Origin of the sequence: Profundibacterium mesophilum KAUST100406-0324, from assembly GCF_009835145.1 — a bacterium.
Taxonomy (GTDB): Bacteria; Pseudomonadota; Alphaproteobacteria; order Rhodobacterales; family Rhodobacteraceae; genus Profundibacterium; species Profundibacterium mesophilum.
In genome coordinates this window covers 50,956-71,485 of the sequence record NZ_APKE01000007.1, presented here as the reverse complement: position 1 = coordinate 71,485, position 20,530 = coordinate 50,956, and the positions used below count along the sequence as shown (strand labels likewise).

Here is a 20,530-nt window from a genome sequence, read left to right as displayed (position 1 = left end):
GCCGCTACCCCGCGCAGCAGCTGAGCGCGGCCACGTCCTTCTCGAAGGTCTGGGCGGCAAGTTTCAACCCCTCGACGGTGGTAAGATAGGGCATGATCGTGTCGCCCAGCTCTTCGTAAGTAAGTCCGGCCTTCAGCGCCATTGCTGCCGCCTGGATGCTGTCTGCGCCCTCGGGGGCGAGGATCTGCGCGCCCAGCAGGCGTTTGCTGCCCGCCTCCGCCACCAGCTTGATCAGCCCGCGCGTGTCCCGGGCGGCGAGCGCGCGGGGGACCGCGTCGAGCGGTAGGACCGAGGTGACCACCTCGTGCCCGGCGGCGCGGGCCTGCGCCTCGCTCAGTCCCGCGCCCGCCACCTGCGGGTCCGAGAACACCACCCAGGGCATCGCGGCATTGTCGTAGGCGCGCGCCTCGCCCGCCACCGCGTTCCGGGCGGCGATCTTCGCGCCATAGGCCGCCATGTAGACGAACTGATCGCGCCCGGTGACGTCGCCCGCGGCCCAGACATTCGGGTTCGCGGTTCGCATCTGCGCGTCCACCACGATGCCGCCCCGCGCGCCCGTCTCGACCCCCGCGGCGGCGAGATTCAGGCCATCGCTGTTCGGCACCCGCCCCGTGGCCAGCAGCAGCCGCTCCGCCGTGAAGGTTTCGCCCGCGGTCCCGGTGAGGCACAGGCCACCCGCCTCGCGCGCCACGCTCCCGTAGCCGGCGAGCCGCTCCATGCGAATGCCCTCGGCGGCGAGATAGCCCGTCAGCGCCTCGGAGATCTCCGGCTCAGCCTCCGGCAACACGCCGCGGCGGCTGACCAGCGTCACCGCGACGCCCGCGCGGGCGAAGATCTGCGCCAGCTCCACCCCGATATAGCCCGCGCCGAGAACCAGCATCGAGGCGGGCAGCGCGGTGAGTTCCAGCGCCGAGGTGCTGTCGAGGGCGCCGGCCTTCTCAATGCCGGAAATCGCCGGCACGTGGGGGCGCGATCCTGTGGCGAGGATGATCTTCGACGCCGGAAATATATCGCCGTCCACGGTGAGCCGGCCCTTCGGGTCGAACCGGGCGCGCCCTTCGACATAGACGATATTTTCATGCCGGGGCAGCACGTCGGCGTATTTCGCCGCGCGCAGCTCCTCGACGAGCGCCTGTTTCTGCGCGACCGTCGCAGCCCAGTCGGTAACGCGGCCCTCGGCCTCGATGCCGTCGAACCGGCCCGCGGCACGGGCGTGGTGCAAGCTTTCCACCGCGCGGATCAGCGCCTTGGAGGGCACACAGCCCACGTTGACGCAGGTGCCGCCGATGGTCCCGGCCCCGATCAGGGCGACCCGCGCGCCGGCCTCGGCGGCAGTGATCGCGGCCGAGAACCCGGCCGATCCGGCCCCGATCACTGCAAGGTCGCAGTCGCCGCCCCCGGATGTGGTGAAATCTTTCATGTCGCTCTCCTTCTTCAACTCGTGCGTTGGCGCCGCCAAAGCGCGTAGAGGGTGATGCCGATGAAGACCGCAAGCGCCGGCAGGAGCACGATGTCGAGCCAGCCGAGCATGGCCGAGAGCCCGACCGCGCCCAGCAGGATCACCAGAACCGGGGTGAAGCAGCACAGCGCCACGATGGCGGTGCCGATCAGGCCGGATTTCAGGAGGCGGTCATTCCGGGCGGGGGGCGTTTCGCGCGCGCTCATGACCCGGCTCCGGCAACGAGCGCCGCACCGTAGCCGGTGCCGGTGATCGCGGCGCCCAGTGCCTCGGGCGCGGTGACGGCGTCGTCATGGCGGAGGACGTAGGTGCCATCCCCGGCCGTGCCCCCGGAAAACCCCGCGATCTCGACCGTTTCCAGGCGCTCGGCCTCGGCCGCGAGGATCGTCGTGGGCAGGATGGCAAGGAACGCGGCGAGAGGCAGTTTCATGGAATGGCTCCGTTTCAGAATGTCAGGATGCAGCGGGCGAGATAGGGGAATGCCAGGGCCGTCCTTCGTTCTCGATCGTTCCCGATCGCTCTCGTCGTCATCGCACCGCCCCGTTGTCGTTCGATGAGGGACAAGGTAGGGTCTGTAGCCGCTACAGGATCAAGGAGAAATCTCGTGCCCGACGATCACGCCCCCGCGAGCGATCTGAAACGCTCCGAGCTGGCACGGCTCACCGGCTGCAATCTGGAGACCATTCGGTATTACGAGAATGTCGGCTTGATGCCGGACCCGCCGCGCAGCCCCGCGGGTCATCGCCGCTATGGCAGGGCCCATGTCGAACGGCTGAGCTTCGTGATGCGGGCGCGGGAGCTGGGTTTCACCATGGAGGAGATCCGCGGGCTCCTGTCACTGGTCGATCGCGGCGGCCATACCTGCGCCGAGGTGGAGGGCGTCGGCCGGCATCACCTTGGCGTGGTGCGCGCCAAGATCCGCGATCTCCAGGCGATCGAAACCCGGCTTTCGGACACGATCGCCCGATGCAGCGGAGCCGATACCCCCGAATGCCCGCTCCTCGATGTTCTCAATCAAAGCCGCCTCCGGGCATAGACTGCCCTGCCATCACGGGCCTGCGTCCCTCGCATCCTCATGGCCGCCATGGCTCCCGTGACCGAAGAGATCGGCACCCTGATGCGCGCGATGGATGGTCTCGAACTCGAGGCTCGACCAGGTGATGCCGAATTCCGCCCTCAGGCGCTCCTTGATCTCGGCCTTGACGGGCTCGATCCGGCTCCAGCCCTCCTCGTTCAGCACGACGTGACAATCGAGCGCCACCGCGTGCTCCTGCATCTGCCACAGGTGGACGTGGTGGACATCCGCGACCCCGCTCACCTCGGTCATCGCGCGCACCACCGCGCGGGCGTCCATGTCGGGCGGGCTGCCCAGCATGAGCGTGCGGATCGGCCCGCCGATCTCGGTCAGGGCAAGGTAGAGGATATAGAGCGCGATCAGGATCGTGATCGCCGGATCGACCCAGCGCATGTCGTAGCGAAGAATGAGCACGCCGCCGACGATGACCGCAACCGAGGCCAGGGCGTCGCTGAGATTGTGCACGAAGAGCGCCCGCATGTTCACGCTCCCCTTCTGCATCGACCAGGTCAGCCAGGCCGTCAGCGCGTCCACCGCGAGCGCCACGGCGCCGATGATCACCACCGTCCAGCCGGCGACCCCGGTCGGCTCGATCAACCGCATCGCCCCCTCGTAGACCAGGTAGACGCCAACGAGGATCAGCGTGGTGTAGTTGATCAGCGCGGCCACGATCTCGATCCGGCCGTAGCCGAAGGTCATGCGCGCGTCCGCGGGGCGCCGGGCGATCTTGCGGGCCACGAAAGCGATGACCAGCGAGGCCATGTCCGACAGGTTGTGCAGAGCGTCGGCGACCAGGGCGAGACTGCCTGAGAGGATGCCGCCGATGATCTGCGCCACCGTCAGGAGCGCATTGGCCCATATGGCGATCGAGACACGCCGGTCGCCGGAGGCGGGATCCATATGTGCGTGGCCATGATCATGCGGCATCGTTACGTCCTTTCCCGCGCATGCCCGAAGGCGCCTTTCCTGCCGGACCTAAGCCTGCCGGAATGCCTGACCAGGGGCCTGCCGCGGGACCATCCCGCGACCCCCCCGGTTCGCGCGGATACGGCGGTACTGCCCGTGGCTTCGGGGCGTTTCCATGCCATTTGCGGCGCGGCGATGCTTGCCGGCGCGCGAGGCTTGCGGACCCTCATTCCAGGGGGAACGCGATAGCAGCCCTCAGACCTTCGGCGCCGAGTACGACATCCACGGTGCCCCCGAGTTCGAAAGCGGCGGCCTGTTTGAGCAATTGCATGCCGAAGCCATTCTCGGGCGCCGCCCCGGGGTCGATGGGAGGGCCGTCCCGTTCGCACCAGGTCATATGCGCCCCCGATACACCCTCCTTGCGTTCGATCGTCCAGGTTACGGACAAACGGCCCTCATGCGACGACAGGGCGCCGTACTTGGCGGCGTTCGTTCCAAGCTCATGAAGCACGAGCGCGAGGCAGAGCGCCTGTCGCGGCGAGAGCAGGATGTCCGGGCCGCTGCATTGAATACGGCCATCCCCGGGTTCGCCATAGGTTTTCAGTGTCGCCTCGACCAACTTGCCGAGCTCGGCCGATTCCCAGCGCGTGTCGAGCAGTTGGTCATGGGCATGCGACAGCGCCCGTATCCGCCCGACGAAGGTCTTGCGGAAGTCCTCGATGCTCATGTCCGGTTTGACCGGGCGGCGGGCGATGGCCTGCACCACTGCCAGCGTGTTCTTGACCCGGTGCGAAAGTTCGTGGGTCAGCATGTCCTGCCGCTGCTCGGTCCGCTTGCGCTCGCTGATGTCGCGGAAGAGGCATCCGATGCGGTTTTCGCCCGCGTTGGGGACTGGGAAGACGTAGCATTCGTAGAACCGGCCGAGTGGCGCAACAAGGCCTTCGATGCGTTCGGATCCGCTCGTCCTGACGACCCGCGTGCACACCTCGTACCAGTGCGCCTCGAGATCCGGTACGAGTTCGCGTGTCGTCCTGCCTTCGACATCCGCAAGCCCGGTCTGGCGGGCGAATGCGGCGTTGACCTCGATGAAGCGTATATCCGTCTCGGCATCACCCTCACCGAGGCAGACCTCGAGCATGCTGAACCCTTCGTCGATCGAGTTGAACAGCATCTCGTATTCCTGGCGGCTGCTCTCCAACTGATGTTCGGATTCGCGCCGCCGGGTGATATCCACGAAGGTCAGCACCACCCCCTCGATCCTGTCCTCGACGGTCCGGTAGGGGCGGATACGCATCATGAACCAGCGACCGTCGCGACTTTGAAGCTCGGTCTCGATCGGAGACAGGTCACGCAGAACGCGGCGCGCTTCGCCCTCGATCTCGTCATGGCTGAGCCGATGGGTGAAATCGGTGATCGGGCGGCCGACATCCATTTCGGTGATGTTGAACAGGTCGGCGGTCGGCGGGGTGAAAATGCGGATCCGCAGCTTGGCATCCAGGAACAGCGTGCCGATCTCGGTGGCCGAGGTCAGGTTCTGCAAGTCGCTATGGGCGGTCGAAATACTCTCGAGCTTGGACTTCAGCTCGGCGTTCACCGTCTGAAGCTCCTCGTTCATCGACTGCAATTCCTCCTTCGAGGTCTCCAGCTCTTCGGAGGTCGAGCGGTATTCCTCGTTGGTCGATTGCAGCTCCTCGTTGGCGGCGCGCAGATCCTCGATGGCGGTTTCATGCTCGGCCCGGCTGATCACCAGCGCCTGCTGCGCGGCCTTGAGCTCGGCATGGAGCCGGCGCTCCTCGGTGTTGTCGCCACCGAAAGCCTCCTCCTGCTCGGGGCCATCGGCCTGCGCCTGCCCGGCGTCGAGAAACAGCACCAGCGCGCGCCTGGTGGCGTTGTCGCCGACCGGCACGGGCGATATCTGCATCGCGACACGGCGTGCCTCGCCGGTGAAGTCGACCTGCACGGGATGGGTCAGCGACGGCAGCCCCTCGGCGGCGCGGTCGATCGCGATCTTGAGATCGAGGCGCAGTTCGGGGCGCACGACATCCGTCAGCCTGCCCGAAAACGTGCCCGACGAATGCAGGATGTAGCGGCCGGCATTGGGCGACAGATGCAAGATCTGGGCGCTTTCATCGACCAAGACGCTCGGCGGCGCAGCGCTTTCCAGGGCCTCGGCGTGCAAGGCGATCGGTACGTCATGGCGGCTGCGGCGTGCCTCGATCTGTTTTCGTCGCGAGCGGCTCAGATCCTCGGCCGAGACATGCGGCAGGGCGGGCATGTTCCGCCGCCCCGTGGGCTTGGCGCGATATATCCGGGCATCGCGGTCGAGTGGCGTGAAGAATTCCGAAGTGGCATCGGCGGTCTCCGCCGAGCCGAGAAACAGGTAGCCGTTCGGGTTCAACGCGTAATGCATCAGGTTCAGCAACTGCGACTGGAGCATGCGTTCGAGATAGATCATCAGGTTGCGACAGGTGATCAGGTCGAGCCGCATGAACGGCGGGTCCTTCAGCACGCTGTGGGAGGCGAAGAGCACGACGTCGCGCACCTCCTTGCGGATGCGGAAATGCGTGCCCTCGTCGACGAAGAACCGGCTCAGCCGCTGCTGGGACACGTCGGCGGCGATGGACTTGGGGTAACGCCCCTCGCGTGCCGTGCCGAGCGCGCCTTCGTCGAGGTCGCTGGCGAATATCTGGAACGGGACGTTCAGCCTGAGCCGGTCGGTCTCCTCGAGGATCGTGATCGCCAGGCTGTAGGCCTCCTCGCCGGTCGCGCATCCGACCGACCAGATGCGGATATCCTCGGACCTGTTCGAGGCATCTTGCAAGAGCGGCACGATGACACGGTCCTTCAGGGCGTCGAAATGCGCCTCGTCGCGAAAGAACTGGGTCACGGAGATCAACAAATCGCCGAAGAGCTCCTGCGCCTCCTCGGGCGCCGAGCGCACGAATTCGCCATAGGCCGCCAGGGTCGTGATCCGCTGGACCTGCATCCGGCGCAGGACGCGGCGCATCACCGTCGCACGCTTGTAGCTGGAGAAGTCGTGCCCGGTCCGCGCACGCAGAAAGGCCACGATCCGGCGCAGGTCATTGGCCGAACTGTCGGCATCCAGCGAGCGCACGGCTTCCTTGCTCTTCGCCACTTCGACCATCCGCTCGACCAGCGGGGAGATGGAGGCGACGAAATTGACGACGCCGGTGGCGATCGCGTTCTGCGGCATGGCGCCGAATTCCGCCTCCGCGGGGTCCTGCGCGAAGACCACGCCGCCGGCCTCCGCTATCGCGCGCACGCCGATCGAGCCGTCCGCGCCGGCGCCGCTCAGCACGATCGCCATGCCATCGCCGCGCGCCGAGGCGACGGAGCGGAAAAACAGATCGACCGGCGCACGGCGGCCGCGCGCTTCGGTGAAGTCGCGGGCGTGGATGTTGTTGCCGTCGATCACCAGCTCCTTGTCGGGCGGAATCACGTAGACGCAGTCGGGGTGCAGTTCGGGCGTGTCCTCGACCTGGTGGACCGGCATCCGGGTGCAACCCGAGAGGATCTCGGCGAGCAGGCTGGGATGCTCGGGCGACAGGTGCACGATCACGACATAGGCAAGCCCGAGATCGTCGGGCAACTGCCGGAACAGGGAGCGAAGCGCCTTCACCCCACCCGCCGACGCCCCGATCGCGCAGACCGGGGTGTTGTCCCTCGTCGCCTCCGGGGGCAACGTTTCCGAATTTTCCAAGGGAGCCTCCCGTTCGGCCGCGAAGGCCCGAAGGCACTCAAGCACATCCGGAACGCACTTAAAAGACAGGTCTCGCAGTTCGGGTCCCCATCGCTGAAGCCCGCCGCCGGCGCCCCTTTCCCCAAGCTGAAATCCACCGGCGCGCGCGGACTGTCGGAACATTCTCACGTAGCGTCCGTTCTGCTGTCACATGGCCTGCCCCGGCAGGGTCCGCATCGAACGGGACGGACCACGCCGCGGCGGCCTCGACAAGATCGGTGCGCGGCAGCCGTGGTCCCCTCTACGGCCGGCCGAGCTTCCAGGAAGGAGCTCTGATGTATTCTGACAATGATGATCCTCGCTTTCTGCCCAGCCCTTACGGCGCGCCTCGTCGCTACGACGAGGGGTCCTATAGGCCGGACCGGGGCACGACCGCCGTCGTGCTGGGACTGGGCGTGCTGGCCGGCGCGGCCGGCTATGCCTGGTACCAGGCGGCCACCCGCAACCGTGTCGGCCACCGTCCGCCGGACGACGCGCCGGGACGCACATCGCGCCAAAGCCGCTATGGCAACTACGCCGTTACCGGGCGCACGGTGACGATCAACAAGCCCAGGGCGGAACTCTACCGTTTCTGGCGCAGCTTCCAGAACCTCCCGCAGTTCATGGAAAACCTCCATGACGTTCGCGAGGTCGGCGACGTCACCGAATGGACCATCCGCGCGCCCCTCGACCGCGAGGTCACGGTGCGCACTCGGATCGTGCAGGACGTGGAGGGCGAGATGATTTCCTGGCGCTCGATCGAGGGCAGCGACATCGACACCGAGGGCAAGGTCACCTTTCGCGATGCCCCGGCCGATCGCGGCACCGAGGTCGAGGCGATCATCGCCTATGTGCCCCCTGCCGGAGAGCTGGGTCGCTGGGTTGCCAAGGCCTTCCAGGCCGAGCCCGCTATACAGGGGCGGCGCGAGCTGCGACGCCTGAAGATGCTGATGGAAACCGGCGAAATCGCCACCAATGCCAACCGCAAAACCGCCTGAGGAGACAGTTCATGCGCGCCCTGACCTGGCAAGGCAAACACGACGTCCGCGTCGAGACAATGCCCGACCCCGAAATCGTCAATCCCCGCGACGCGATCATCAAGGTCACGTCCACCGCCATCTGCGGCTCCGACCTGCACCTCTATGACGGGGTGATCCCCGGCGTTCTGGCCGGCGACATCCTCGGCCACGAATTCATGGGCGAGGTGGTCGAGACAGGCCCCAAGAGCACGTTGAAGAAAGGCCAGCGGGTGGTGGTGCCCTTCACCATCTCCTGCGGCAAGTGCTTCTTCTGCGAGCAGAGCCTCTACTCGGCCTGCGACAACTCCAACCCCGCCGACAAGCAGGATATCAGCGAGAAGCTCTACGGCCACGCGATGTCGGCCCTCTTCGGCTACTCGCACCTGACCGGGGGCTATCCGGGCGGCCAGGCGGAATATGTCCGCGTGCCGTTCAGCGATGTCGGCCCGATCGTGATCCCGGACGGGATGGACGATGACGAGGTCCTCTTTCTGTCGGACATCCTGCCGACCGGCTGGATGGCGGCCGAGAACTGCGACATCAAGCCGGGCGACACGGTCGCCGTCTGGGGCTGCGGTCCGGTGGGGCTGTTCGCGGTGCAGTCGGCCTTCGTGATGGGCGCGGGCAAGGTGATCGCCATCGACGAATATCCCGGCCGCCTTGCGCTGGCGCGCAAGATGGGCGCCGAGGTGATCGACTTCAAGCAGACCAACGTGCTGGAGGCGCTGATGGAGATGTCGGGCGGAATGGGTCCCGATGCCGTGATCGACGCGGTCGGGATGGAGGCACATGGCATGGCGCCCGACACCATCCTCGACAATATCAAGCAGACCGTGGGCGTGGGTGCCGACAGCGCGCATGCCCTGCGCGAGGCGATCATGGCGGTGCGCAAGGGCGGCCGGCTGTCGATCCCGGGCGTCTATGGCGGGTTCCTCGACAAGTTTCCGCTGGGCGCCCTGATGGAGAAGGGCCTGCAGGTCCGCACCGGGCAGACCCATGTGCAGCGATACACGAAGGACCTTTTGCGGCGGATCGGCGAGGGCGAGCTGGACACCACTTTCATGATCTCGCACCGGTTGCCGCTCGAAGAAGCCGCGCGCGGCTATGAAAGCTTCCGCTTCAACCAGAACGAATGGACCAAGGTCGTTCTGAAGCCCGGCACGGAGACGATCTGATGGCGCAGATGCGCAAGCTCGCCGTCGTCACCGGCGCCTCGACGGGCATCGGGCTGGAGCTGGCCCGATGCGCGGCGCAAGACGGCTGCGACCTCATCATCTGCGCCGACGAGCCGCAGATCCACAGCGCCGCCGAGAGCCTGCGGCAAAGCGGCGTGACGGTCGATGTCGTGGAGGCGGACCTGGGCACCGAACAGGGGCTCGATACGCTCTGGAACGCGGTGCGGAACCGGGAGGTGGATTACCTGCTGGCCAATGCCGGGCGCGGGTTGGGCGACGCCTTCCTCGAGCAGGACTGGGACAGGATCGAGGACGTGATCCACGTCAACGTGACCGGCACGACCTCGCTGCTGCACCGCATGATCCCCCTGATGCGCGCCCGAAAGACGGGCCGCATCCTCATCGTCGGCTCCATCGCTGGCCTCATCCCCGGCAGTTTCCAGGCGGTCTACAACGCGACGAAAGCCTATCTGGATACCCTGTCCTGGGGCATCCGGGACGAGCTGAAGGACAGCGGCGTCACCGTCACCTGCCTGATGCCCGGCCCCACCGATACCGAGTTCTTCGTCCGCGCCGACATGGAGGACACGCCGGTCGGCCAGAAGGACAAGGATGACCCGGCCAAGGTCGCCAGGGCGGGCTATCGCGCGATGCTCAAGGGCTCGTCCGGGGTGACCACGGGCTTCATGAACAAGGTGCAGGCGGCACTCTCGGGCGTGGTGCCCGACAGCGTGCTGGCCTCGATGCACCGCAACCTCGCCGAACCGGAGGGCCACCGCAATGACTGACAAGATTGCCGTCGTGACCGGCGCCTCGACCGGCCTGGGGTATCAGCTCGCCCGTTTCGCGGCCGAGGACGGATACAGCCTGATCATCTGCGCCGACGAGGAGAAGATCCACGAGGCCGCCGACAAGCTGAGACGGCTCGGGGCGGAGGTCGAGCCGATGGTGGTCGATCTGGCCACCCGCCATGGTGTCGACAGCTTCTGGCAGGCCATCGCGGACCGCGAGATCGACCTGTTCTTCGCAAATGCAGGACGCGCGCTCGGCGAGGCGTTTCACGATCAGGACTGGGCGGCCATCAAGCGGCGCATCGACCTGAACCTCCTGCAGACGACATCGCTCCTGCACAGGGTCGGCCGCAAGATGCATGCCCGCGGGTCTGGACGGATCCTCGTCACCGGGTCCATCGGCGGGTTCGTGCCGGGGCCTTACGATGCGGTCTACAACGCGACGAAAGCCTATCTCGACAGCTTCTGCTATGCGCTTCAGGACGAGTGGAAGGACGGGCCGGTGACGCTGACTTGCCTGATGCCCGGTCCCACGGAGACGGAGGTCTTCGACCGGCCCGAAAACGATCTGGCGGATGCGCCGATCGCCGAGAGTCAAAAAGACGATCCGGTCGAGGTCGCCCGGGCGGGCTATGACGCCATGATGCGCGGCGAGCGCGGCGTGGTCCCGGGTGTCACCAGCAAGATCCTGACGATGCTGGCCGGTGTCGTGCCGCAGAGCATCCTGGCGCGGGTTCATCGCGCGGGTGCGAAGCCCGAGTAAGGCGGCGCAAAACCCGGACGGGGGACCCCGGAACGGCTCCGGGATCCCCCGAATAGCCTCAGGCGGCCTGGTTCAACCGGCTTTCCGCAAGCTGGGTGAGTTTCTGGTCGGCGGATTTCTCATCCGCGAGATTCTGCGACAGCAGTTCGGCGCACTCATTGCGGCCAAGCTCCTTGGACCACGCGATCAGGGTGCCGTAGCGGGTCATCTCGTAATGCTCGACGGCCTGGGCCGCCGCGGCGAGGGCCGCGTCGAGGACCTTGTCATCCTCGATGTCTCCCGCGATATCCTCGGACTCCTTGATGATGCCGTCGATGGCCGGGCACGTCGCGCTCTTGGCCTTTTCACCGAGCACCTGGAACACCTGCTCGAGGCGCTGCACATGCTGGCGCGTCTCGTCGAGGTGGCTGCTGAATGCGTCCCTGAGCTGCGGGTTGCGGGCCTTGTCGATCATCTTGGGCAGGGCCTTCTCGATCTGCTGCTCCGCGTAGTAGATATCGCGCAGGGTATGCAGGTAGAGGTCGTCCATCGTTTTGATGTCTTTAGAGAAAATAGCCATTTACTCGTTCCTTTCACAGCGTTGCGGACCGCGCTGCGCTCCGCTTCGTACTTTTTGAACCGGCCAGTTTCGGAAAGGTTCCGAAGCGCCGCCGGTTTGCCTTGCCGCGATGCCTGGGGCCCCTGCCGCCTTGCACCCACAGGCGCAAGTGCGCCGGCCAGCGCCGGGGCTTCACCTTCGAAAGACGCTGGCGCAGGCGCCGCCCGGCACACCGTGACGGCGCGCCGGTCAAGGCGGTGAGGACCGTCGGGGCGGGGCTGATGGGGCCCACCGATGACCAGCCGCGCGCGCAAGGCTCGCCTGGTCTCAGTTGCTGTCGTGCTCGGGCTTGTCCTTGCGGCTGGTCCCGGCCATCTCCTCAAGCTCCTGCTCGGACATCGAATCGTACATGTCCTTTGCCGGCCCCTGGAGGTCCCCGACCTTGGTATCGCCGCGCTTGGCCGACAGCGCCGCACCCGCCGCCTTTTGCTGGGCTCCCGATTTCGCAGGCATGTCCGTCTCCCTTCACAGTTGCTGACCGACAATGCGCCGGCATGACCAAAAACCGGCGAAGGCGAAGGATGTTCCTGCCTGGCCCCACAGGAGGCGGGCTGCGAGACCGCAGCCCCGGCCGCGGTGGAGGCGATCAAGGCCGGAACATGCGCGCCTGTTCTCCTGTTGGCTCGAAAAGCCGGAACCGGACCGACGCGCCAGTCGGCGATGGCGGGACGCCGACAGCGGTGGAAGCCGGCTCGGTTCGATGAAAGAGGAAGATCATGCAATCCGAGACGATATCCGGCAGCCCCCCCGCCAAGGCCGGCGACAGCACGCTCGCCTTGCTTCGCGACCCCTACGGGTTCATCGCGAACACCTGCCGGGACCTTGGCGGCGACCTGTTCGAGACCCGCATCCTCCTTCACAGGACGATCTGCATGACCGGCGCCTCGGCGGCCGAGCTTTTCTATCGCGAGGATCGGCTCGTGCGGGCGGGGGCGATGCCGGCGCGCATCCGCAAGACATTGCTCGGGGATGGCGGCGTTCAACATCTGGACGGCCATGCGCACCGTCACCGCAAGCGGATGTTCATGACGCTCATGGGCAGCGAGCGGATAGCCGAACTGCGGCGCATATCGCTCGGCTTGCTGGACGTCTACGCGCGGCAGTGGGAGCGCACCGGTGCGGTCATTCTCTACGACGAGGTGCGCGAGATCCTGACGAGGGCGGTTTGCACATGGGCCGGGGTGCCCCTGCCCGAGACCGATGTCAGGATCCGGACGGCGCAGCTGACGGCACTTTTCCAAGATGCCGGGGCGGTCGGGTGGAGCCATTGGCGCGCACGGCGATCGCGGCGTCTCGCGGAGCGCTGGGCCACCGGCATCATCGAGCAGGTGCGCGGCGGCGATTTGAAACCGCCCGAGGAATGCGCCTTACACGTCATCGCGACCTGGCGCGATCCCGATGGCGAGATGCTGAGCCCGCAGATCGCCGCCGTGGAACTGCTGAACGTCTTGCGCCCGACGGTCGCGGTGTCGGTGTTCATCGTCCAGGCCGCGCATGCCATGCACCGATACCCCGACTGGGCGCGAAAACTGAAAGAGGATGACAGGGTGCTGGAGCCCTTCGTGCAGGAGGTCCGCCGGTTCTACCCGTTCTTCCCGGCCGTGGCCGCGCGGGTGCACCAGGGTTTCTCATGGCGGGGCTATCGGTTCGAGGAAGGCCGCAGGGTCTTGCTCGACCTTCACGGCACCAACACCGATCCGCGCTCGTGGACGGCGCCGCATGACTTCCGGCCCGAACGGTTTCAGGACTGGCACGGCGATCCCTACACGTTCATTCCGCAAGGGGGCGGCCGCCACGGGACGAACCACCGCTGTCCCGGCGAGTGGATCGCGATCAGCCAGATGGAGGCGTTCTGCGGCTATCTCGCCACGTCGCTCGACTATGATGTGCCGGAGCAGAATACGGCGCTCGATCCGAAGGAGCTTCCCCCGCTGCCCGCTGACCGGGTCGTCCTGAGCAATGTCAGACGATCCGCGTCCCTCCCGTAGTGCGGGGTTTCTCGCGGCACCCCCGCTGGGCCTTCTGCACCCGGAACCACGCATGCGCCGACTGCTCGGATGCGGAGGGTCACGCTTTTCGGCCCGATGACGCCTCCGGGCCTGCCTTGGCTCGGAACGTCACGACATCCAACCCGTCGATGGCACGCAGCCCAGTGTGCTATGTTGCCTCGGAGGTCTTGATCAGCTCCAGACCCTCACCAGGCTGTTGCAAGCCGACTTGCGGGCCTCAAGACAGCCAAAGCGATGCTGCCCGATTGACAGCCGCGCCGAACGCTGCAGTAGCGCATGCTCGATCGATCCATCCATCGCCAGTGCCTGACACGCCCGGCGCTGTCTCACCCCGTGCGATGCAGGCAGGAGCCACCGTCTCCCGCCTGACACCGGGCGCTCCCACTTTCTTTGCCGCGACATCCCGCAGGATAGCGTCGTCGAACATCTGCTCGGCCCGCAGCTTCCCGAGCTTGACGTTCTCGTTTTCGAGCGCCCGCAGGCGCGACGCGCGTCCGACACGTCCAGCCCGCCAAAGCGCGCTTTGTATCTGTGGAAGGTGGCTTGGCTGACGCCGTGCTTGCGGCCCATCTCGGCCGTCGATAGCCAGGCCTCCTGCTCCAGCATTCCGATGATCCGCTCTTCCGTGAAACGCGATCGCTTCATGTCCGTCTCCTGAGTTGAGCGGCCTCTACCCCGAACTGGAGGAAGAGCAGGATATCAGGACAGGCCCCTGCCGCATCCGGCGCTCCGAGTTTGCATTGTGCAACACTTGCATGCTCGGTAGCCTTGGCAAACTTGCCATATTCCACCGATCTGGTAACGCTTCCCGGGTATTGTTTCAGAACGTGCTTCGACGCTTACTCTTTGGAAGGGCGACACTTATGCGCAGTATCGCAATTTTGGGTGCAGCCGCACTCGGCGTTTTTATCGCCACTCCCGGAGCGTCTGGCGATCTTGTCTATACGCCGACGAACCCGTCATTCGGAGGAAGCGGGCTCAACTCGGGGCATCTTCTGGCCATCGCCAACGCACAGCGCAACGCAACCGCGCGCGACGTGGTGGTCGAGACCGATGATGAGCCGACCGTCGTCGAGGCCGATGAAGAGCCGACCGATGCCAGGGCAGAGCTCTTTCTCAACCAGCTTCAGGGGCGCCTTTTCTCGGCACTCTCCGCGCAGGTCACGGAGGCGATCTTCGGCGAGAACCAGCAAAACGCCGGAACCGTCACCTTCGGGGATACCGAAGTCAGCTTCGAACGCACCTCCGAGGCGATCCGCCTGGTGATCAACGACTTCGCAGCAAACACGCAGACCGAAATCGTCGTGCCGCAACTGGTTATCAACTGAAAATGCGATTTCCCAAGATCCTTTCCGGTCATCTTCGCTATACCGTTCTGGCCTTCGCGATTGCCGGATGCACCACCATCCTCCCCGAAAGCCCGATTGCCCCGACGACGGCGACCCCGACCCGCGTCAGCCTCGCGTTGCAGTCCCTGCCCCCTCCAAGGGCGCGTATTCCCGTTGCGGTCTACTCCAACGAAGACCTGACGGGACAATACAAGGAACAGGATAACGGCCAGACCCTCAGCCGTGCCGTCACGCAAGGCGGCGCGCCCATGCTGATGCGTGCCCTTCAGCAGGCGGGCGGACGGACATGGTTCACGGTTCTGGAACGCGCCGAGCTCGATATTCTGCTGCAGGAGCGCCAGATCCTGACGGAGATGAGACGCATCTACCGCAGCGAACAATCTGTCGAAGCAAGCGTGCTTCCCCCCCTTCTGTCTGCCTCCATCATCATGGAAGGCGCGATCGTCGGATACGATACCAACACCGTAACGGGCGGTATCGGCGCGCGGCTTCTGGGGATCGGCGCGGATCAGAAATACCAGCACGACACCGTCACGGTGTCACTGCGGGCGATCTCCGCCAAGACGGGAGAGGTGCTCAACACGGTGACCGCTTCGAAAGCGGTCGCATCGATCCGGACCCAGGGAAACGTGTTCCGTTTCATCAACCTCGAGGAGCTTCTCGAGGCTGAAGCAGGCGTCAGCATCAACGAGCCACGATATATCGCGGTGCGCCAAGCCATCGACGCAGCCGTGATCGCGATGATCCTCGAAGGCAGCGAGATCGGGATATGGGACTTCGCGGATCCCGCCGGAGGCCGCGCTCTCGTCGCCGCCTATCGGAACGGAATGCAGCTGGAGCCCGCGCCGAGGGTCGGGGTGAGCACGGCGAACCCGACATCGGTCGTGCAGACGGCTGCACGGCCTCCGGCGCCCAGCCGAACCGCAAAGGTCACTCAGGTCACCCGGCCACTTCCCGCAGGAACACCGCGCGCCGCGCAGCCGCAGCAGATGCCGACGCCCGCCTCCCCCGCGAACGAGACGCCACCCGCCCCAAGCGCCGACGAGCCTGCACTCGGCTCCCGCCCGCAAGGGGGTGAATCGATCTCCACTGCCGTGGCACTTCTCGATCGCCCGCCCGAGTGAATCGTTCCCGGCTGGCATACGATCCAAGACATCAAGGTTAATTAACCATGACCGCGCAACATCGCGCGATCAGAAAAATTTACATGCTCAAAAGGTTTCCTCTAAAGGAAAACGCTGTGAAGCAGTTGTATTATTGCATCAAATGATGGCAAAACCATGTCATGCCTGTGTCTTTAAGCCGTCTAGGCCATGACTTTTTCTGGAACTCCCCAAAAAAAAATTTCTATAGTGCCCTTGATCTCACTTTCGTGAGGTCGGGATCAGACGTTTCGCCACCGTCGGCGCAGGGAGGAACAGACGGCAGCCCGGTTGTGGATATGGCAGACATGCTCCGAGGTTTCATCGATTGGGTTTAAGGGCCTCGCGTTCATTCGCGGGGAGATTGAAAAAGCGGACGAGAATATGGTGTTCGCATTGTTGGGATACAAATTATGAATTCGAAGACACTTCTGGCCAGTGCGGCCGTGATCGCGGTGATGGCAGGCAACGTTCAGGCGAACGAGATCGTGATCGACCAGGCCGGAAACGCGGTTGCCGACATCGAGCAGACCGGCACCGGCAACACGGCCGGCTCGCGCACCGCCACTGCCAATGGCACCGCCGCCGCGACCCAGCGGCACCGCATCACCCAAGGCGCGAACAGCACCCTGAAACTGATCCAGAGCGGCGACGGCAACACCTTTGGCTCGCGCACCGATGGCTCGCGCGGCATTCAGCACAACGGTCGCGGACTCGGTGTCGACCAACTTGACGGCACGAACTCGGCCACCGTCTCGCAGCTTTCCAGCGGCAACGACATCTTCAGCCTTTACCAGTTCGGCAACAACACCGCGACCGTCACCCAAAGCGGGGCGAGCGGCACTGCCGAAAACCGCGCTAACCTCATCGATGATATCTATCAGCGCAATGCCGCGGGCGGCACCGCGAACTCACTGGCTGTCACCCAGACGCGCACCGATATCGCCTATACGACCAACTTTACGAACTTCAACCGCATCGGTTTCGACGGCACGACCAACCAGCGCAACGGCATCACCCAGAACGGTGCCGGAAACGGAATGGTGATCACCCAGACCGGCAATGCCAACTATATCCAGAGCGCTCGCCAGGTCGGCGACACGAACACGTCGAACATCAGCATGACAGGCAACAACAACTGGGTCTTCGACTGGGCCCAGCAGGGCACCGACAACACCATGACCCTGTCGGTGACGGGCGACGACAATCGCGGCGGCACCGGCATCGGCGGCGGTGCCCGCCATGCCAATGACCAGCTGACCTCGTTCCGCCAGATCGGCGACGGCAACAGCGCCACGATGATGCAGAACGGTGACAGGAACCGGATCGGCCTGAACCAATCCGGCAACGGCAACACGGTCGGCACGATCATGGTCACCGGCCGCGAGAACCAGCTCGGCATCAAGCAGGGCGGCGCCACCAATACCGTCGCCCTCGGCGCCATCACCAGCGATGAAAACACCTTCGGCGTGCGTCAGGTTGGCGATATGAACCGTGCCGCGCTCGCCTCTACCGGTAGCGGCTCGAGCTCGATCCTGTTCGAGCAGCTCGGCAACTCCAACGAGATGTCCGTCAGCCTCGACGGCTTCGGGAACGGCAAAAACGGTGCCGCGATGGCGCTCACCGAATCCTCGACCCTGAACCGCGCGATGCACCTCAACTATGCCGGCAACCTGCGCATCGGTGGCGGCGGCGCGACCCTGCACCAAAAAGGTGACGGGAACTCCCTGGACTACAATGTGGATGGCAACGACAACCTCTACACCATGGTCCAGGACGGCGGCAGCAACGAGATCGAAGGTTCCACGAACGGCAACAGCAACGAGATCGCTGTTTGGCAGTCCGGCGGAAGCAACCTGATCAACTTCGACCAGATGGGCAGCAGCAACGCGCTGGCCATTCGCCAAGGCTCCTGAGGATCGGCGGCACTCCTTGGTATAAAGGAAAGGCCGCATAACCATCCTCAAGGCCGGGGGCAGCATACTCGTCCCCGGCCGTTTCTCGTTCGAGACATGGCATCCTGACCTTCTTCGGATCAAAGGGATGCGCCGCCGCACCAGGACGGACCCGTATCGGCCTGGCGCAGAGAGGCGGGGCAATGGAGCGATGGGCCTTCGCGAACAATTCCATGCCCGCCCGATTTTCATGACAATCAATTGCCACGGAAGGTATTCGCTGATGCTGCGTTCGATGATCGTCCTTGCCATCGCGGTCTCCGCATCGGCCGCGACCGCCCAGAACAATCGGCTCAAGCTCATCCAGGACGGGTTTGGCAATACCGCAACCATCGATCAATCCGACGCTGCCGGATCGTCGATCGGTCCGCTGAGCGATCTGACGGGCGGACGTCTCAACCTGCTGCCGCTTCGCACCCGGGGGGCCTTGCCGGTTCTCAATCAGGTCGGCGACAACAACGATATCGACATCGACATCGACGGTTTGGGCAGCCAGGTCCTGTTCTCGCAAAATGCGTCCCTACAGGGCATCGACCTTGCCAATTCCGGTATGATCTCGGTGCAGGGGAACGGGGTTGCCCTGCTGTTTCAGGACGGCGGCGGCAATGATGCCTCGATCGTGATATCGGGAGCGGGGGCCATGGGAGCCATCACCCAGATCGGATCGCACAACCGCAGCGACCTGACGGTCTCGGGGGCGTCCGCTGAGGGATTTCTGATACAACAGGGCAACAACAACATCGCCACAGGTGTCCAGGTTGGCGGCACCGGCGCGCGGGTCCGCCTTATGCAGACCGGGGACAATCTCGTCAGCGAAGGTCTTGTCGCGAACAGCAATGCCGAGTCGGTCACCATCGTTCAGCGCAATATTCGGCCATGACTTTCAGCAGACCGCGAAACTGCAGAACCCGGGCCGTGGTCCAGGGCGGCACGGCTCTGCATGCCTGCCAAGGCACAGGGCAACAACGCGCCGGATGACAACCTACTGATCATGCCGCGCGGTTCGATCATCTCGACAGGCACATCCGGAACAGGACAAAAGAAGGAACGACCATGGTCGCTATCGCGGACGGATCAACGCCGCCTTGGATGAAACTCACGGCACTATGCGCGCTGGTATCGATCCTCGCCTCCCTTGCGGGCTGGCCAGGCTCGGCGCTTGCCCAAAGCCGCGAGGATTTCGTCCGTGCCCTGGCGGGCGACTGGCTCTCCCAGAGCGGCAACTTCACGCAGGACGGTGAGCGGTGCGCCCTTCGGTTACTCCCCTCTACGCAAGCGCCCCTGCCGCTTCAGAACGCCAATTGCAGCCGGGAACTGGCAACGGTCGCAGCCTGGGATATCGACCAGGGGCAGATCATCCTGCTCGACATGGATGGGCAGGAGCTTGCGCGCCTCGGAGGCAACCAGTTGCGCCTCAACGGCGACACGATCGCAAGCAACGCGGTGATTTTCGAACGGCTGAACGAGCGCCTTCTCGCAGCAAAGCGGGAATGTGTCTATCTCGGCTATACCTCGAGCTGCGCGCGGCAAGACGAGCTGGCACCCCCGCGCATCGAAGGACCGGTGCAGGTGAAGGTTCTGACACGCGCGAATTTGCGGGCATCTGCGGACCCGTCTTCGGATATACTGACGGTGATCGAGCCGGAAACCTGCGTGACGGCCGACCGCTGCACCGCGGGCCCGGATGGTGTCTGGTGCCGCACCGATCTTGGTGAACAGGAAGGCTGGATAAAAAAGCAGGGTATTCGCCTCAACCGCTTTCCGGCGGTCATCTTCGCCAATAGCTGCCAGAAAAACTGAAGGCTTCGGCCCGTCTTCCTGCGTGCCGGACTGGAAACGCATGCAGCCGGCCTTCAGGCATGAACACCTTCAGGGGAATGGACACCGGGTAAAAACGGACCTGTAAGGCTCCGATACAAAATGTCTCTCCACAATTGTCAATTGGCAATCAGCCTGCATCACGACTGCGGATATAGACGCGCCTTCGGCCAACTGCATGAGTACGTCCATCGCACTTGAACCGTCCGGGTGGAAGAACAGGCCGTCGTTGAGGATACGGGTTACGCGCGCACCGCCATCGAGGACACGACGCCGCGAATGTTCTCGGCGCTGAACAGGAAACATGTGCCCTCGGGACGCTCGACGAACTTGACCTGTTCCGCAATCTTGATCACCTGAATGATCCGTGAGCGCTCATACACCGTGTAAACGGGGGAGTGCGTCGCGATGGGTAAGCACACCTGCGATTGACTGCCGTAAGCCGGGCTTTCGATCCGGTCGGGATAAACATGCAGCAGATCGGTATGGTCGCGGTCAGGCCTGACTGAGAACTGATCGACGATTTGGCCGCGCCAATGGGCATCGACTGAATTCATGTCAGACCAGTTGAACTTCGCGACCAGCGACCTGACCGCCGGAGGCGCAGTGTGGCCGGCCGGCTTGAAGGCGAGCGACGCGCCGTTACCCAGAGAAAGTGCTGTCTGCTGTCTTTTTCACGAGGTGTGCTGGCATGGGAGGGCGACGCACCGAAGGCCCGAAGCACACGCACTT

20 protein-coding genes are annotated in these 20,530 nt (G+C 64.8%); 11 read left to right on the top strand and 9 right to left on the bottom strand.

Annotated elements, in window-relative coordinates:
• Positions 1-4: 4 nt before the first annotated feature.
• From merA to PMES_RS02390, 3 genes are read right to left on the bottom strand one after another with little or no spacing between them, the layout of a single operon-like run.
• Complete coding sequence (gene merA, locus PMES_RS02400) at positions 5-1,420, bottom strand: mercury(II) reductase (RefSeq protein WP_159963938.1); 1,416 nt, start codon at positions 1,418-1,420, stop codon at positions 5-7.
• A 14-nt stretch (positions 1,421-1,434) separates the two neighbouring features.
• On the bottom strand, positions 1,435-1,665 hold the full coding sequence (merF, locus tag PMES_RS02395; RefSeq protein WP_159963937.1) for a mercury resistance system transport protein MerF: 231 nt from the start codon (positions 1,663-1,665) through the stop codon (positions 1,435-1,437).
• Positions 1,662-1,889, bottom strand: a complete 228-nt coding sequence (locus PMES_RS02390; RefSeq protein WP_159963936.1) for a hypothetical protein — start codon at positions 1,887-1,889, stop codon at positions 1,662-1,664. Before PMES_RS02390 ends, merF begins: the two co-directional genes overlap by 4 nt.
• A 174-nt stretch (positions 1,890-2,063) precedes the next feature.
• On the opposite strand from PMES_RS02390, the gene PMES_RS02385 reads away from it, so the two are divergent.
• Positions 2,064-2,495: a MerR family transcriptional regulator gene (locus PMES_RS02385; protein ID WP_159963935.1), complete on the top strand. Its 432-nt coding sequence runs from the start codon at positions 2,064-2,066 to the stop codon at positions 2,493-2,495.
• A gap of 12 nt (positions 2,496-2,507) precedes the next feature.
• Here PMES_RS02385 and PMES_RS02380 read toward each other — a convergent pair whose 3' ends face one another.
• The gene (locus tag PMES_RS02380; RefSeq protein WP_159963934.1) at positions 2,508-3,461 is read right to left on the bottom strand and encodes a cation diffusion facilitator family transporter; all 954 of its coding nucleotides are present in this window, start codon (positions 3,459-3,461) and stop codon (positions 2,508-2,510) included.
• Positions 3,462-3,666: 205 nt separating this feature from the next.
• Positions 3,667-7,161 carry a CheR family methyltransferase gene (locus tag PMES_RS02375; protein ID WP_201288941.1) on the bottom strand — a complete coding sequence of 1,165 codons (3,495 nt, stop codon included), beginning with the start codon at positions 7,159-7,161 and terminating at the stop codon, positions 3,667-3,669.
• Positions 7,162-7,475: 314 nt separating this feature from the next.
• On the opposite strand from PMES_RS02375, the gene PMES_RS02370 reads away from it, so the two are divergent.
• Genes PMES_RS02370 through PMES_RS02355 form a run of 4 tightly spaced genes read left to right on the top strand, consistent with a single transcriptional unit; the run spans position 7,476 to position 10,927 of the window.
• Positions 7,476-8,177 carry an SRPBCC family protein gene (locus tag PMES_RS02370; RefSeq protein WP_159963932.1) on the top strand — a complete coding sequence of 234 codons (702 nt, stop codon included), beginning with the start codon at positions 7,476-7,478 and terminating at the stop codon, positions 8,175-8,177.
• Positions 8,178-8,188: 11 nt separating this feature from the next.
• Positions 8,189-9,373 (top strand): zinc-dependent alcohol dehydrogenase, encoded by a 1,185-nt coding sequence (locus tag PMES_RS02365; RefSeq protein WP_159963931.1) that lies wholly within the window; start codon positions 8,189-8,191, stop codon positions 9,371-9,373.
• Positions 9,373-10,161, top strand: a complete 789-nt coding sequence (locus tag PMES_RS02360) for an SDR family NAD(P)-dependent oxidoreductase (protein WP_159963930.1) — start codon at positions 9,373-9,375, stop codon at positions 10,159-10,161. The genes PMES_RS02365 and PMES_RS02360 overlap by 1 nt, the downstream gene beginning before the upstream one ends.
• The gene (locus PMES_RS02355; RefSeq protein WP_159963929.1) at positions 10,154-10,927 is read left to right on the top strand and encodes an SDR family NAD(P)-dependent oxidoreductase; all 774 of its coding nucleotides are present in this window, start codon (positions 10,154-10,156) and stop codon (positions 10,925-10,927) included. The genes PMES_RS02360 and PMES_RS02355 overlap by 8 nt, the downstream gene beginning before the upstream one ends.
• Positions 10,928-10,985: 58 nt before the next feature.
• Here PMES_RS02355 and PMES_RS02350 read toward each other — a convergent pair whose 3' ends face one another.
• Together PMES_RS02350 and PMES_RS02345 are read right to left on the bottom strand one after the other, a co-directional pair.
• A complete protein-coding gene (locus tag PMES_RS02350) occupies positions 10,986-11,486 on the bottom strand; it encodes a YciE/YciF ferroxidase family protein (RefSeq protein ID WP_159963928.1) in 501 nt (166 codons plus the stop codon).
• Positions 11,487-11,792: 306 nt separating this feature from the next.
• Positions 11,793-11,978, bottom strand: a complete 186-nt coding sequence (locus PMES_RS02345; RefSeq protein ID WP_159963927.1) for a DUF3008 family protein — start codon at positions 11,976-11,978, stop codon at positions 11,793-11,795.
• Positions 11,979-12,241: 263 nt separating this feature from the next.
• Between PMES_RS02345 and PMES_RS02340 the strand changes: the two genes are divergently transcribed.
• Positions 12,242-13,513 (top strand): cytochrome P450, encoded by a 1,272-nt coding sequence (locus tag PMES_RS02340; RefSeq protein WP_159963926.1) that lies wholly within the window; start codon positions 12,242-12,244, stop codon positions 13,511-13,513.
• A gap of 192 nt (positions 13,514-13,705) precedes the next feature.
• Here PMES_RS02340 and PMES_RS02335 read toward each other — a convergent pair whose 3' ends face one another.
• A complete protein-coding gene (locus PMES_RS02335) occupies positions 13,706-14,179 on the bottom strand; it encodes a transposase (protein WP_159963925.1) in 474 nt (157 codons plus the stop codon).
• A gap of 236 nt (positions 14,180-14,415) precedes the next feature.
• Here PMES_RS02335 and PMES_RS02330 point away from each other — a divergent pair, with 236 nt between their 5' ends.
• The 5 genes from PMES_RS02330 (at position 14,416) to PMES_RS02310 (ending at position 19,780) form a co-directional block, all read left to right on the top strand.
• Positions 14,416-14,862 (top strand): curli assembly protein CsgF, encoded by a 447-nt coding sequence (locus tag PMES_RS02330; protein WP_201288940.1) that lies wholly within the window; start codon positions 14,416-14,418, stop codon positions 14,860-14,862.
• A 2-nt stretch (positions 14,863-14,864) separates the two neighbouring features.
• The gene (locus PMES_RS02325) at positions 14,865-16,007 is read left to right on the top strand and encodes a CsgG/HfaB family protein (RefSeq protein ID WP_159963924.1); all 1,143 of its coding nucleotides are present in this window, start codon (positions 14,865-14,867) and stop codon (positions 16,005-16,007) included.
• 431 nt (positions 16,008-16,438) lie between these two features.
• Entirely contained in the window at positions 16,439-17,941 is a 1,503-nt protein-coding gene (locus PMES_RS02320; RefSeq protein WP_159963923.1) for a hypothetical protein, read from the top strand.
• Positions 17,942-18,203: 262 nt separating this feature from the next.
• Positions 18,204-18,860: a hypothetical protein gene (locus PMES_RS02315; RefSeq protein WP_159963922.1), complete on the top strand. Its 657-nt coding sequence runs from the start codon at positions 18,204-18,206 to the stop codon at positions 18,858-18,860.
• Positions 18,861-19,033: 173 nt separating this feature from the next.
• Entirely contained in the window at positions 19,034-19,780 is a 747-nt protein-coding gene (locus tag PMES_RS02310; protein WP_159963921.1) for an SH3 domain-containing protein, read from the top strand.
• Positions 19,781-20,040: 260 nt separating this feature from the next.
• On the opposite strand, the gene PMES_RS02305 is transcribed toward PMES_RS02310, so the two are convergent.
• Positions 20,041-20,355 carry a hypothetical protein gene (locus PMES_RS02305; RefSeq protein WP_159963920.1) on the bottom strand — a complete coding sequence of 105 codons (315 nt, stop codon included), beginning with the start codon at positions 20,353-20,355 and terminating at the stop codon, positions 20,041-20,043.
• Positions 20,356-20,530: the final 175 nt, after the last annotated feature.

Bases quoted from the DNA above. Each gene is read 5' to 3' on its own strand.
- PMES_RS02310 (WP_159963921.1), top strand. From the start codon at position 19,034: ATGGTCGCTATCGCGGACGGATCAACGCCGCCTTGGATGAAACTCACG.
- PMES_RS02325 (WP_159963924.1), top strand. From the start codon at position 14,865: ATGCGATTTCCCAAGATCCTTTCCGGTCATCTTCGCTATACCGTTCTG.
- PMES_RS02390 (WP_159963936.1), bottom strand. From the start codon at position 1,889: ATGAAACTGCCTCTCGCCGCGTTCCTTGCCATCCTGCCCACGACGATC.
- PMES_RS02340 (WP_159963926.1), top strand. From the start codon at position 12,242: ATGCAATCCGAGACGATATCCGGCAGCCCCCCCGCCAAGGCCGGCGAC.
- PMES_RS02360 (WP_159963930.1), top strand. From the start codon at position 9,373: ATGGCGCAGATGCGCAAGCTCGCCGTCGTCACCGGCGCCTCGACGGGC.
- PMES_RS02315 (WP_159963922.1), top strand. From the start codon at position 18,204: ATGCTGCGTTCGATGATCGTCCTTGCCATCGCGGTCTCCGCATCGGCC.
- PMES_RS02370 (WP_159963932.1), top strand. From the start codon at position 7,476: ATGTATTCTGACAATGATGATCCTCGCTTTCTGCCCAGCCCTTACGGC.
- PMES_RS02350 (WP_159963928.1), bottom strand. From the start codon at position 11,486: ATGGCTATTTTCTCTAAAGACATCAAAACGATGGACGACCTCTACCTG.
- PMES_RS02335 (WP_159963925.1), bottom strand. From the start codon at position 14,179: ATGAAGCGATCGCGTTTCACGGAAGAGCGGATCATCGGAATGCTGGAG.
- PMES_RS02380 (WP_159963934.1), bottom strand. From the start codon at position 3,461: ATGCCGCATGATCATGGCCACGCACATATGGATCCCGCCTCCGGCGAC.
- PMES_RS02365 (WP_159963931.1), top strand. From the start codon at position 8,189: ATGCGCGCCCTGACCTGGCAAGGCAAACACGACGTCCGCGTCGAGACA.
- PMES_RS02345 (WP_159963927.1), bottom strand. From the start codon at position 11,978: ATGCCTGCGAAATCGGGAGCCCAGCAAAAGGCGGCGGGTGCGGCGCTG.
- PMES_RS02355 (WP_159963929.1), top strand. From the start codon at position 10,154: ATGACTGACAAGATTGCCGTCGTGACCGGCGCCTCGACCGGCCTGGGG.
- merF (WP_159963937.1), bottom strand. From the start codon at position 1,665: ATGAGCGCGCGCGAAACGCCCCCCGCCCGGAATGACCGCCTCCTGAAA.
- merA (WP_159963938.1), bottom strand. From the start codon at position 1,420: ATGAAAGATTTCACCACATCCGGGGGCGGCGACTGCGACCTTGCAGTG.
- PMES_RS02320 (WP_159963923.1), top strand. From the start codon at position 16,439: ATGAATTCGAAGACACTTCTGGCCAGTGCGGCCGTGATCGCGGTGATG.
- PMES_RS02305 (WP_159963920.1), bottom strand. From the start codon at position 20,355: ATGAATTCAGTCGATGCCCATTGGCGCGGCCAAATCGTCGATCAGTTC.